Origin of the sequence: Sutcliffiella horikoshii, assembly GCF_021991925.1 — a bacterium.
Classification (GTDB): Bacteria; Bacillota; Bacilli; order Bacillales; family Bacillaceae_I; genus Sutcliffiella_A; species Sutcliffiella_A horikoshii_F.
In genome coordinates, this window is the sequence record NZ_RXZI01000002.1 from 622,437 (window position 1) to 636,169 (window position 13,733).

At 44.2% G+C, this 13,733-nt stretch carries 8 protein-coding genes; all 8 read left to right on the top strand.

What is annotated here, in order from left to right:
• Positions 1-29: 29 nt before the first annotated feature.
• The 8 genes from EKQ44_RS08395 to bglX all read left to right on the top strand — a co-directional run bounded on the left by EKQ44_RS08395 (position 30) and on the right by bglX (position 13,576).
• Positions 30-2,969, top strand: coding sequence for an extracellular solute-binding protein (locus tag EKQ44_RS08395; protein WP_237663096.1), 2,940 nt, complete (start codon positions 30-32; stop codon positions 2,967-2,969).
• Positions 2,959-3,852: a carbohydrate ABC transporter permease gene (locus EKQ44_RS08400; protein ID WP_237663097.1), complete on the top strand. Its 894-nt coding sequence runs from the start codon at positions 2,959-2,961 to the stop codon at positions 3,850-3,852. The genes EKQ44_RS08395 and EKQ44_RS08400 overlap by 11 nt, the downstream gene beginning before the upstream one ends.
• Positions 3,853-4,245: 393 nt before the next feature.
• Positions 4,246-5,124 (top strand): carbohydrate ABC transporter permease, encoded by an 879-nt coding sequence (locus tag EKQ44_RS21565; protein WP_237663098.1) that lies wholly within the window; start codon positions 4,246-4,248, stop codon positions 5,122-5,124.
• A gap of 18 nt (positions 5,125-5,142) precedes the next feature.
• Positions 5,143-7,167, top strand: coding sequence for a YIP1 family protein (locus EKQ44_RS08410; protein WP_237663099.1), 2,025 nt, complete (start codon positions 5,143-5,145; stop codon positions 7,165-7,167).
• Positions 7,160-9,421, top strand: coding sequence for a DUF5696 domain-containing protein (locus EKQ44_RS08415; RefSeq protein WP_237663100.1), 2,262 nt, complete (start codon positions 7,160-7,162; stop codon positions 9,419-9,421). The genes EKQ44_RS08410 and EKQ44_RS08415 overlap by 8 nt, the downstream gene beginning before the upstream one ends.
• Positions 9,422-9,423: 2 nt before the next feature.
• Positions 9,424-10,287 carry a carbohydrate ABC transporter permease gene (locus EKQ44_RS08420; protein ID WP_237663101.1) on the top strand — a complete coding sequence of 288 codons (864 nt, stop codon included), beginning with the start codon at positions 9,424-9,426 and terminating at the stop codon, positions 10,285-10,287.
• Between the two features lie 14 nt (positions 10,288-10,301).
• Positions 10,302-11,261 (top strand): carbohydrate ABC transporter permease, encoded by a 960-nt coding sequence (locus tag EKQ44_RS08425; RefSeq protein ID WP_237663102.1) that lies wholly within the window; start codon positions 10,302-10,304, stop codon positions 11,259-11,261.
• 155 nt (positions 11,262-11,416) lie between these two features.
• A complete protein-coding gene (gene bglX, locus EKQ44_RS08430) occupies positions 11,417-13,576 on the top strand; it encodes a beta-glucosidase BglX (protein WP_237663103.1) in 2,160 nt (719 codons plus the stop codon).
• The last annotated feature ends 157 nt before the right edge of the window (positions 13,577-13,733 follow it).

Sequence of the window (13,733 nt, forward strand, 5' to 3'; positions counted from 1 at the left end):
AAGAGCTGTGAAGGGGATGGGGATTAGATATGAAACGTAAAATGATGTTCTGGTCATTAATACTGCTGTTGCTAGTACCAGGCCAATTCGCATTTGCTGATGAAGAGAAGAGCCTAGAGCAGGTGGCAGAACAAGTCATTGAGCCACGCTATCTATCGATCCTTGAGCAGTGGAATGAAGTGGGACAAGGCAACGCGCAAGATTTTGAGCGCGTTGTCCCTCCCACTGATTTTTTATCCATTGATGAGAATAGCCTGCTTTCAAGTAATGAAAGCAAGGAGTATGGCAATCAGGTATACGCTTGGGGAGAACGGAACTCTGTCACCATTGAAGTGGAAGTAGACGAAGCAGGATTATATGAACTGGGCTTTGATTATTATCCTCTTGGTGAAGGAATTGTTCCAATAGAAGGTTCCATCCAGGTGAATGGGGAATATCCGTATTTTGAAAGTCGAAGAATTCTTTTCCCAAAGGACTGGAGAAGTGCGAGCAATGAGTTTGAGCAGGATCGTTTTGGGGATGAAATCATTCCTGAGCAGCTGCCGATCGAACAATGGCATTTTGTCAAAGCAGAGGATTCGAGTTATCTGCAAGCAAGACCGTTAAAGTATCAATTAAAAGAAGGAAAAAACACCATCACGTTGGAGAATATCCGCGGAGAAATGCTGCTTGGCAATATTTATATAAGCGGTATGGGAACGATCCCTACATATGAAGAATATAGAGAAAACCAACCTGGGGATCTCACTGAAACAAGCTCTATCACGATAGAAGCGGAGCACCCGCTTAAGAAGAACAGTTCTTTTATCAGGCCAGTAAATAGACAGGACGCGTCCGTTGTCCCTTATGAGCGTGACAAACGCCTATTGAATGCGATCGGCGGGGAGTCATGGGAAACAAGTGGGCAAACAGCTACATGGGAGATGGAAGTGGAAGAAGCAGGCTACTACCAGATTTCCTTAAAGGTTTTACAAGAAAAACAATCAGGCTTTCCGGTCTTCCGGACGGTCATGATCAATGGAGAAGTACCTTTTGAAGAAGTGGAAAGCTATTCTTTCCAACAGAAGAAAAGCTGGGTGAATGAAACACTTAGCAACGAAGACGGGGAACCGTATTATTTTTATTTGGAAAAGGGGAAAAACACCCTGACACTAAAGGTTGATGCGTCACCTGTAAATCGTACCTTATTCGAAATGGATGAAGTGATGAAGGGCATTGAACAGCTTTCCTTATCCATTAAACGACTAACTGGAAACAACCAAGATCGCTCCCGCGGCTGGAGAATTACGGAGTATATGCCTGAGATTGAAGGGGAACTTACTTCCTGGGCAGATAAGCTGGAAGGAGAAAGTACGTACCTGCTTGGGTTAAGTGATGGAAAAGAATCAGTGGAGATTGTATCGCTCAACATTGCCGTCGAACGGTTAAGGGAGCTAGCAGCAGATCCTGATAAAATTCCGGCACGGCTGACACAGCTCTCCGAAGGTTCAAGCTCTGTCGCACAGCTTCTTGGAAATGCAACACTGGAATTGAAAAAACAGCCATTGATAATGGATCGAATATATATTCATGGTGACGAAACGTTGCCAAAACCGGAACTTGGATTTTTCGCAAAAACAAAAGAATCTGTCTTGAAGTTCTTCCACTCCTTCCAATCCAATACGTTGGCTACGGAAAAAGTGGATGATGACGTGGTGGATGTGTGGGTGAACAGACCACGACAATATGTAGAATTGATGCAAAATATGGTGGATCAGAACTTCACCCCTCAAACAGGGATAAAAGTGAGATTTTCCATCATGCCTTCCGAGCAAAAATTGATTTTGGCCAATGCGGCTAACAGTCAACCGGATCTCGCACTTGGAATCAGTAGCTGGCTTCCATATGAACTGGCAATCCGCGGCGCCGCATATGACTTAAGACAGTTTGACGACTTTAATGAAACGTTAGGACACTTCTCCCCTGGGGCATTCTTGCCGATGATGATTGAGGATGAAGTATACGGGTTACCTGAGACACAGGATTTCTTTGTACAGTTTTATAGAAAAGATATTTTAAATGCTTTGGATGTTCCTGTCCCTGATACATGGGAAGAAGTAGTCGATGTCTTGCCTGAGCTGCAGCGCTTTGGGTTGAACTACTATACACCGATTGCAGGGGCAGTTGCTTTCAAGCCGTTCCAGGCAACGTCTCCTTTCATCTATCAACATCAAGGGGACTTGTATAAAGAGAATGGCATGGGGACCACGATCGATAGCGATGAAACAGTCCGCGGTATACAGCTTATGACGGACTTGAACACGATCTACAGCACGCCATTACAGGTGCCGAATTTCTATAACCATTTCCGTTATTCTACCTTGCCGATCGGCGTTTCCAACTTCCAGACATATGTGGAGCTTACATCTGCAGCGCCGGAAATCTCGGGTTGGTGGGACATCTCCCTTCATCCTGGAGTAGAAAATGAGGACGGCGAAGTGGAAAGATGGGCAACAGGTTCAGGACAGGCTGGCATGATCTTTAACGGCAGTAAAAATAAGGACGAGGCATGGCAGGTGCTGAAATGGTGGATGTCCACCGAAACACAGACTGACTTTGCGACCACCTTGCAGATCATGTACGGTCCATCCTATATGTGGAATACAGCTAATCTGGAAGCCTTTAAACAATTACCATGGCCAGAGGAACACAAAGAAGTCATCCTCGAGCAATGGGAGCATTTGAGGGAAGTGCCGAAAACGCCTTACACCTATATGGTAGAGCGTGAAATCAGTAATATTTGGAACAAGGTTGTTTTTGACGGAGAGAATACCCGTTCCGCCGTAGACGATGCGGTGGTGACCATCGACCGTGAAATGAGACGGAAGATGGAGGAATTCGGATATATGAAAAACGGAAAAATCGTGAAGACCTATCCAATTCCAACGATTGAACAAGTAGAAAGCTGGGTGGAAGAAAATGAGGAGTAGCCTTCAAAAGCATGCGAGTACATCGATCTTTCTTGCACCATATTTAATCTTCTTCTTTACCTTTATCATCATCCCGGTGGTAGTGGCAATCCTCCTGTCGTTCACGTATTTCAATGCGATCGAGATGCCGAACTTCATCGGACTTGCCAACTATGTCAGCGTGCTGACACAGGATGAGGTCTTTATGCAGCGTGTCCTGCCAAATACATTGATGTTTGCAGTCATCGTCGGGCCGGGGGGATATGTTTTATCCTTCCTGCTGGCATGGATGCTGGCACAAATTTCAAAGGTGCCAAGAACGGTTTTGGCGCTGATCATCTATTCCCCTTCCATGACGGCTGGGATCGCGATGGCTGTTGTGTGGACGATTATATTCAGTGGGGACCAAACGGGTTACTTGAATAGTTTATTGATTACGATTGGTGTCATCCTGGAACCTGTTCAATGGCTTCAATCTCCAGATCATCTAATGACCATCATGATCGTCGTGACGCTTTGGGGAAGCATGGGGGTAGGATTCCTTGCGATGCTATCCGGTGTCTTGAATATCAACAAGGAAATCTATGAAGCTGGTTATATTGACGGCATTAAAAATAGATTCCAAGAGATCATTTATATCACCATACCATCGATGAAGCCGCAGATGCTTTTCGGGGCGGTGATGGCGGTCGTTGGAACCTTCCAGGCCGGTGCTATCGGGGTCGCCTTATCAGGTGCAAACCCGACGCCTCAATATGCAGGTCAGTTGATGGTCAATCATCTAGAAGACTATGGATTCATCCGCTATGAAATGGGGTATGCAGCAGCAATATCTGTCCTATTACTATTATTCGTATATATCTTCTCAAAAATCGCCTGGCGTTTATTCGGAGAAAAAGACTAAAGAGATGGCTGTTTTCTAGAAATTAGTTAATGAGTGGTTGGAGCACAAGTCACTTCATTCCAGCCGGGAAAGCGAAACACCCGAATTAGGAGGCCATTTAAAGGTGAATGTACAATCCTGCTGGTCTCTAGCTGTTGAATGAAGCAAAAGGCGGAGACTCCAGCGGGAGGGAAGCGGTAGCTTGAGACCCCGCAACGAAGTGAGGAGGCTCAAGCATCGCCCCGCGGAAAGCGGAGCCTATTGCGGAATTCAACAGCGGTGTTTAATGTTAAAAACCTATGCTTTTTCACTGGCCTCCAACGGAACCCAAGGACCGGTCAATCCTAAAGCCAATCAACTAACTTTAAGAAAACAATCAAGCCTATAAAACTTCTAAAGTAGGGAGTGAATGATGTGTCGGCATTCCATGGAACGAAAATCAATCCAGACCGTTTTCACAAAAGCCAATTAAAGTTCTATGCCTTTCTAATACCGCTCGCCATCTTTATGGCCATGCCCATCGTCTTTGTCTTTTCCCACGCCTTCAAGCCGATCGATGAGCTTTTCGCTTATCCACCGCGCTTTTTTGTGCAAAAGCCGACGATGCAGAACTTCATAGACTTAATGAACAACACAAGTACATCGGGCGTTCCGATGTCCCGTTACTTGTTTAATAGTATTTCCATCACCCTCATTGTCGTCTTTGTGACAGTCTTGATCAGTACAATGGCAGGGTATGCCTTATCCAAAAAACGATTCAGATTAAAGAAAACCATCTTTGAAATCAACACACTTGCTTTGATGTTCGTTTCGGCGGCAGTCGTCATCCCGCGTTACTTACTTATTGAAAAAGTGGGGTTATTGGACACGTTCCTTGTTCATATCTTCCCACTGATCGCGATGCCGATCGGGCTTTTCTTAGTAAAACAATTCATCGATCAAATACCGAACGAATTAATAGAAGCTGCCCAGATGGATGGGGCGACAGACTATCAGATTTTCCGGAAAATCATCATTCCGCTTGTAAAGCCGGCGATTGCAACTATTGCGATTCTTTCTTTCCAACTCGTCTGGAATAACACAGAGACCTCGACATTGTTTGTCGATAATGAAAATTTGAAGACCTTTGCCTTTTACATGTCGACCTTATCTTCAGCCACAAGTGGTAACACGGTTGCGGGTCAAGGTATGGCGGCAGCGGCATCTTTGATCATGTTCGTTCCAAATTTAATCATTTTTATCATCTTACAAAGTCAAGTAATGAATACGATGGCACATTCAGGTATCAAGTAGAAGGGGGAGTAAAAGAGTATGAAACGCATATTCATTGGTTTAATGACTGTATGGTTAATCCTCCTTTCTCCTTTGCAATCTTTTGCAGCCCTGTCTGTTCCATATAATACAGAGACGGTATCAACAGAAGGGGATATCATTGAAACCCAGACCGCTTATATTCCGGTGGGGCTTTTCGGAAGTACAAGTGAAATAGTCAGTCCGGAAGATGTCTATATCGATCAGAATAATGATGTATATGTGGCAGATTCCGGGACAAAAAAAATCACCAAATTTGATGAGAATGGCAGAAAACTTTTAGAAGTCGGAGAAGGAATCCTGCAAATGCCGACAGGGGTTTTTGTGGATGAAGAACAGCAAATTTACGTGGCGGATTATACAAACGAAAAAGTCTATCGTTTTTCTAAAGAAGGCGAAATGCTCCAAGAATACGGCAGGCCAGATTCGCCGCTGTTTGGGACAAGGACGCCTTATAAACCACAGAAAATCACCGTCGATAAACGAGGCAACCTCTACATTATCGGAGAAGGTTCAACAAATGGGATCATCCAGGTTGGGCAAGATGGGACATTTCTTGGATTCTTCGGGGTAAACCGTACAAGGCCGTCGTTAATGTCGGTGATCCAGGATGCACTGACAACGGACCAGCAACGCTCGAGCATGTTTTTGAAAGTGCCGCCAGCGCCGACCAATATTGCCATTGATGAAAAAGGCCTTGTCTATACCATTACTGCGGGTACTAGATTTGAAACCATTCGAAAATTGAATATTGCGGGTGGAAACATCCTGCCATCAGGAATTTTAGACTCCTCTAACCTGACTGATATCACTATAGGACCGTTAGGCAATTTCTTTGTTATCGACAGTAATGGAAGAATTATTGAGTTTGATAGCTTTGGAAACATTCTCTTCTTATTCGGAGGAAAAGATGATGGTACAAACCGCCTTGGCCTATTCATGGATCCATCGGGTATTGCAACGGACAATCTTGGACGGATTTTTGTCACAGACCGTGAGCGCGGAACGATCCAACTTTTAGAGCCAACAGCTTTTGCAGAAATGCTTCACGGTGGAATCTCGCTCTATGCCCAAGGGCTCTACATAGAGAGTGAGCAATACTGGAGCGAAGTATTGCGCATGAACTCCTCCATCGGCCTTGCACATAATGCGATGGGAGAAGCCTATTACAAGCAACAGGAGTATGAAGAGGCTCTGCAATCCTTTGAACTAGTCGGAAATGTGGAAGGTTATTCCGATTCCTTCTGGGAAATCAGAAACGAATGGATGAACGAAAATCTTGGCTTAGTTTTTGCCATCTTAATCGGATTATTCGCAGTGAGGGCGACCTTGCTTTTTGTGGATAAGAAGAAGGGGATCTTATCACCTGCAAGGAAAAGATGGCAGGCACTGAAAAGTAGGAAACTATTAAGTGAGTTATTATTCCTAGGAAAGTTTTTACGTAACCCGATAGACAGCTTCTATTATATTAAAAGACAAAGAAGGGTATCCGTCCTATCGGCGACCATCCTGTATATCATTCTTTATTTAGAATTCCTGTTCATGAAGTACTTTACAGGATTCATTTTCAGGGGCGGAATCACCCTTGAGCAAATCAATTTCGGAATGGAGTTCATTCTCTTATTCCTGCCAATCATTCTTTTCATTGTTTCTAACTATCTAGTCAGTACGATCAACGATGGAGAAGGAAGATTCTCTGATATCTATATCGGAACCATTTATTCGTTGGCACCGATCCTGGTGCTCTTAGTGCCGATTACACTCATGTCAAACGTGCTTACGCTTAACGAATATTTCCTGTACGTCTTCTTTATGCAGGTGATGATGGGATGGTCCTTGATAATCTTGTTCATCATGATAAAGGAAATTCATGCATTTGAATTCTGGGGAACGGTACGAAACATCTTTACAACGATTTTCTGTATGTTCATCATCGTATTGGTATGTTTCATCATCTATGTATTGATGGATCAGGTTATTGATTTTGTAACAGCAATCATCCAGGAGGTGATTCTCCGTGTATAAAAAAATTCTGCTAGCCATGCTTATCGCCATCCTTCCAGTATCTGTATTCGCTGAATCATTGACTTCAAAAGAAGAGTTGGAAGAGATCGAAGTGGGAACAGAGCTCGGAGAAGAGACCCTCCGCTTTGATTCCAATCAATTCACCCAGCCAGAGGGAGAAAACAAACCTCTGCCGGAAGGAAGCCTTGATGGCTTTACAAAAGTAACGGAGAACCACAAGCTTGCCCTTTATGTACAAGAAGAGTCGCTGGCAATCAAAATTCAGAACAAAGAAACAGGCTATATCTGGCATTCAGGTGTGGATAATGCCGAGAATTACCGCTTGAACAACACATGGACTGATATGGTGCAATCCGCCATCACCATTGATTACCTCGATCGACGCGGAAATATTAAGACGGAAAGTATCCTGACGGAAGAAACGAAGCCTAGCATTCAAATGAACGAAGACGGCTTTACCGCAGAGGTTGATTTACGTGGTTCCAGTATTGAAGTTGTACTGAATGTGACGCTTGAAGACGAAAGCATTGTCATTGATGTGCCGAATGAAGGTGTCCAGGATGGCACCTACAATAAGATAGTGGCCATGAAAGTTTACCCTTTCCTTGGTGCCGCACATATGGATGATATCACCGGATACTTATTCATACCGGACGGAAGTGGCGCGCTGATGCGTTTCGAAAAGAATGCTTTCCGTTCCGATACTCCGTTCATCGGTTCCATCTATGGTGAGGATGAAGGATTTACAAGACCGAAAAGCACAGAAAATGTCTACACCTACCCGGCACAGGCGATATCCGTTCCAGTGTATGGTGCGGTGCATGGCGTAAAGCAGAATGCCTTCCTTACTTCCATTGAAGAAGGCCAAATCTATGGCAGGATTCTTGCTTACCCATCTGGCGCTTCAACTGACTTCTTTTGGGTAACATCCGATTATCAATATCGCTTTAATTATTTTCAACCGACAAGTAAGAGCATGGGAGGCTTCAACGTCTACCAAGAGGAAAAAAACAGTTTCAATATTAAGCAAAAAGTGATGTTCCTCTCCAATGAAGAAGCTGATTATGTAGGCATGGCCAACAAATATCAGCAACATCTAGAGGATAAAGGTACTCTTTCTAGCAACAATGAAGACAAAGTAGATCTTCGCTTAGAGCTTCTGGGCGGGGAAACAAAGAAAGGCCTGATCTGGAATTCTGTTGAGCAGATGACAGAGATCCAAGATATTCCTCGTTTTGTAGAAGAGCTGGAGCAAAACGATGTAGATAATCTACACGTTGTGTTAAGAGGCTGGACAAAAGGTGGATTGACGGGAACACTGCCACAGAAGTTTCCATTAGAAAAGAAGGTTGGCAGTAAAGGGGACTTGGAAGAAACCATCCAAAAGTTAGAGGAAAGAGACATTCCTTTTTATCTTCACACAGATTTCACCACTGCTTTTGACGGGGCATCCGGCTTTTCCGGAAGCAAGGATGTTTCCAAGAAAATAAACGGCCAGCCGATGACAAAAAATCAATATGGCTATAGCAGTTACTATCTCAGCCCGAAAAAGTCCCTTGAAATCGCCAAAAAAGATGCAGCGGACTTCAAGGACCATAGGGTAGAAAACCTCGCCATAGAAACGACTGGAAGCAAACTTTTCTCTGATTTTAACAAAGGAATGGCAACTTCCAGAGCAGAGATGATCAGCCTGAATCAAGAGTTATTCGCTCATTATCAGGAGCAAAATATTGATTTATCCTTATACAGACCAAACGATTACGCTTGGGGGTATATGGACAAGTACTTGGATATGCCGATGTATTCCTCGAACTATATGTTTGTGACGGATACCGTACCGTTTTTACAAATCGTATTGAAGGGATACACGCCGTACTATGCAACCTTCTCCAACTTCTCCCACAATCCGATGGAAGAAGTGTTGAGAATGATCGAGTTTGGTGCTTATCCATCCTTCTACTTGACTAGGGAATCTGCACAGCTTTTGATGAAGACACCATCAAGAGGTTTATATACTTCCGAGTTTGATAGTTGGAAAGAGGAATTGGTCAGTCAATACAGTCTAATTAAAGACAGTCTCGGAAAAGTGGAGAACAGCTCCATCATCGATCGTGTCGTCCATCAGCCAGGAGTTTCCGAGGTCATGTACGAAAACGGTGTCTCCATCATCGTTAATTATACGGACGCAGACATTACCATTGAGGGAACAACGGTCGATGCTACGTCATTCAGCATTAAAGAAAGGGGGAATTAAGCATGAAACAGTTATCCATGCGTTCAAAGAATTCGCTGACAGGTTTGTTATTCATCTCACCATGGATTCTCGGTTTTCTCTTATTCACAGCTTACCCCCTTTTCTATTCGCTGTACTTAAGCTTTCAAAAGGTGCGGATCACAACAGAGGGGATCCAGACGACCTTTGTTAAATTTGATAATTTCAAGCATGCCTTCACGGTGGATGCACTGTTTACACAAAAGCTATTGACGTTTGTGCAGGAGCTTGTGCTATCTGTGCCCATCATCATTGTATTCTCACTCATCATCGCGATCCTGTTGAATCAGCCGATCCGCTTCCGCAATTTTTTCCGGATGATATTCTTTCTACCGGTCATCATTGCGAGCGGCCCGGTCATAAATGAGCTGATTTCACAGGGAGTGACATCCATCCCGTCCATCAAGGATTATGCGATATTTGAAACGATGCTCTCTGCTGATTCATTATTCAGCAGTATCCTTCTGTATTTGATGGATAACCTGATCATCATCTTATGGTTTTCAGGGGTACAGTTCTTAATTTTCCTGGCAGCCCTGCAAAAAATAGATACGCAAGTGTATGAAGCTGCCAAAATTGACGGTGCCTCCAATTGGGAATGCTTTTGGAAGGTGACATTACCAAGTATTTTCCCAATGATCGTCGTTAACACGGTATATACCATTGTGACATTCTCGATCTTCTCGTTAAATCCAGTCATCGAGCATATCCAAACAAATATGTTTCAAATCAATACAGGGTTTGGCTATGCTTCAGCCCTATCATGGATCTACTTCTTATTGATTGCAGTGGCTTTAGGCATTTCCGTAGCGCTGTTAACTGTTAGAGGAAGAAAAAATTATGCTTAAAGGAGGCCGTTATCATGGCAAGCGAATCGCTGACTAACCGCAAACCAAAAGGGACAGGCATCGTGACCAGGTTGAAAAAGCTCGCTTTCGGAATGAAAGGGAACGACGGCCTTCTCTATAAGCTTTTCATTTACGGCTTGTTAATTGGAATTGGCTTTGTCTACTTATTCCCCTTGCTTTATATGATTTCTTACAGTCTGAAAAGCTTGGATGATATTCTCAATCCACTAGTAAACTGGATACCGACTCAACTTTATCTTGATAACTATCAATCTGCCTATGCGGTATTGAAATTCCTGCCTACCTTAGTGGAATCCTTTTATGTAACAGCCATCCCGGCCATTGTTCAAACGGCGGTATGTGCAGTGGTGGGTTATGGTTTTGCACGCTTTGCCTTTCCATTCAAACGAACCATGTTCGTCTTAGTATTGGCGACGTTCATCATTCCTCCTCAAGTGACGGTCATCCCTCGTTATGTATTTTTTAACGAGATTGGTATTCTAGGAAGCATTCAGGCTTTCTTGTTTCCGGCACTACTTGGACAGGGAATCAACAGTGCGATTTTCATCTTGATTTTCTATCAGTTCTTTAAAATGATGCCAAAAGCATTAGAAGAAGCAGCCCAGCTTGATGGGGCGGGATATTTACGTATATTCTTGACGCTTGCGCTTCCGATGGCTGCACCTGCGATCATCATTTCGTTCTTATTCTCCTTCGTTTGGTACTGGAATGAAACATATTTGGCAGCGATTTATTTTGGTAACTCATTAACGACGTTACCACTCGAACTGCAAAAGTTCGTAGCAACCTATCAACAGATGTACCCGCAAAGTGGTGGGGAAGCATCTGAAATCAATGAAGGCATCAATATGGCAGGTACGGTCATGACGATCTTGCCGATGCTTGTTGTCTATGCCATCACGCAACGCTGGTTTGTCGAAGGTGTCGACCGTTCCGGTATTGCTGGTGAATAAGGAGGTAAAGAGTGCCAATTAGGCCTCTTTATCGAAACAAATAGAAACGTTTCGACAAAAACTGTCGATTGTATGATATAAATACTTATTCTTACTCATTATTTTTAGTGAAAACGTTTCGTGTTCGTGCAACACGATCGGGGAGGTAGTAAAGGATGGCTAAAAACATGGAAAGCCTTTTAGAACAAATGACATTAGAGGAAAAAATAGCCCAGCTCATGCAATTGGCAACCTTCTTCTATAAAGGTGCAGCAGGGGATGGAGAAATCACAGGTCCTCTTGAAGATATGGGAATCTCCAATGACGTGGTGCAAAACAGTGGCTCCGTACTTGGTGCATCAGGGGCATGGGAAGTTGCCAATATTCAACGAGAGCATCTTGCGGAAAATCGTTTAGGAATTCCTCTACTGATGATGGCAGATATTGTCCACGGATTTAAAACCATCTTCCCTGTACCTCTTGCGATTGGATGCTCATGGGATACAGAACTTGCTGAAAAGAGTGCAGAAATTGCCGCAAAGGAAGCATCTGTTTCTGGTGTTCATGTGACATTCGCGCCGATGGTCGACTTAGTGCGCGATCCAAGATGGGGACGAGTGATGGAATCAACCGGGGAAGATCCTTATCTGAATAGTGTCTTTGCCAAGGCCTTTGTACGAGGCTTCCAAGGAGAGGACTTGACCAATGACACTCACCGCGTTGCAGCATGTGTGAAGCACTTTGCAGCATACGGCGCACCAGAAGGAGGCCGTGACTATAATACGGTCAACATGTCGGAAAGACAGCTACGCGAGTCCTATCTTCCAGCATACAAAGCCGCACTTGATGAAGGCTGTGAGATGGTCATGACCGCTTTTAACACGGTCGACGGCATCCCTGCATCTGGAAACAAAAAGCTGATGAGAGATCTGCTCCGCGAGGAATGGGGCTTTGATGGTGTCATGATTTCCGACTGGGGTGCAGTGAAAGAACTCATTCCACACGGAGTAGCAGAAGATGAACGAGAAGCGGCGCTAAAAGGTTTGGAAGCCGGCGTGGACATTGAAATGATGACCGCCTGTTACGCGAAGAATCTTCAAAATCTTGTGGAGAGCGGCGACCTTTCGGAAACACTGATCGATGAATCAGTCTTACGTATTCTTAACCTGAAAAACAAACTTGGACTCTTTGAAAATCCATACCGTGGCACAAGCGAGGAACTAGAAAAAGAAGTCATCATGTCAGAGGAACACCGCCAAGTGGCAAAAGAACTTGCCATCAAATCTAGTGTCCTTTTAAAAAATGATCAGGTTCTACCGTTAAAAAAAGAGCAGAAAATCGCATTGATCGGGCCATTTGCGAAAAATGGGGATGTGCTAGGACCATGGTCCTGGCAAGGTTCAAAGGAAGCAGCAGTACAGGTATATGACGGACTGCTTGCAAAAACTTCTGAAGCGAATCTTTTGGTAGCGCAAGGACCTGACATTGAAACGATTACAGAAGAGCAGCTCACACAAGCTGTGGAGATAGGGAAAGAAGCAGATGTCATTGTCCTTGCACTTGGGGAAGCATCGGAAATGAGCGGAGAAGGCGGTTGCCTGGCAGACATCCGCCTGCCAGAAGCACAATTAGAACTTGTGGCGAAAATTAAAGAGCTTGGAAAACCCGTCGTGACGGTTCTTTTCAATGGACGTCCGTTAGATTTACATGGAGTGATTGATGAATCTGATGCCTTGCTTGAAGCATGGTATCCGGGAACCGAAGCTGGTTCAGCCATTGCAGACTTGTTGTTCGGTGATGCGAATCCTTCTGGAAAACTTTCGATGAGCTTCCCATATTCTGTCGGACAGGTTCCTGTCTACTACAACTGCTTCAACACGGGACGCCCACAAGGTGAAAACAAGCAGGAGCGCTATGTCACGCATTATCTTGATATCCCAAATGAGCCGTTACTGCCATTTGGATACGGGTTAAGCTACACAACCTTTGATTACAACGATATGAGCTTATCAGCAGACAGTTTAACAGAAGAATCCAGCATCGATGTGACAGTCAACGTGACGAACACAGGCGAGCGTGCCGGTGAAGAAACGGTTCAGTTCTACATCCGTGACATCTCAGGCGAAATTGTCCGCCCGCTTAAAGAACTAAAAGGCTTTGAAAAAGTAAGGCTAGAGCCTGGTGAAACAAAACAAGTAACCTTCACCATCACAGAAGATCAGCTCCGTTATTACCATTCGGACCTGACCTTCAAAAGTGACAAAGGCAAATTCCACGCCATGATCGGCCCGAACAGCAATGAATTGACGATAAAAGAGTTCGTCTTAAATAAGTAATCTTTAAGTGAAGTGCAGTATCAGCAGATGATTGGAGCAATAGGCGAAGACCCAAGCTGACGCAAAAACAAAATATAAATGATTCCTAGCTGTTGATTGGAGCAAAAGGCGTAGACTCCTAAGGGAGATAGCGCTAGGTGGAGACCCCGCAGGCTTG

Bases quoted from the DNA above. Each gene is read 5' to 3' on its own strand.
- EKQ44_RS08410 (WP_237663099.1), top strand. From the start codon at position 5,143: ATGAAACGCATATTCATTGGTTTAATGACTGTATGGTTAATCCTCCTT.
- EKQ44_RS08395 (WP_237663096.1), top strand. From the start codon at position 30: ATGAAACGTAAAATGATGTTCTGGTCATTAATACTGCTGTTGCTAGTA.
- EKQ44_RS08420 (WP_237663101.1), top strand. From the start codon at position 9,424: ATGAAACAGTTATCCATGCGTTCAAAGAATTCGCTGACAGGTTTGTTA.
- EKQ44_RS08400 (WP_237663097.1), top strand. From the start codon at position 2,959: ATGAGGAGTAGCCTTCAAAAGCATGCGAGTACATCGATCTTTCTTGCA.
- EKQ44_RS08425 (WP_237663102.1), top strand. From the start codon at position 10,302: ATGGCAAGCGAATCGCTGACTAACCGCAAACCAAAAGGGACAGGCATC.
- bglX (WP_237663103.1), top strand. From the start codon at position 11,417: ATGGCTAAAAACATGGAAAGCCTTTTAGAACAAATGACATTAGAGGAA.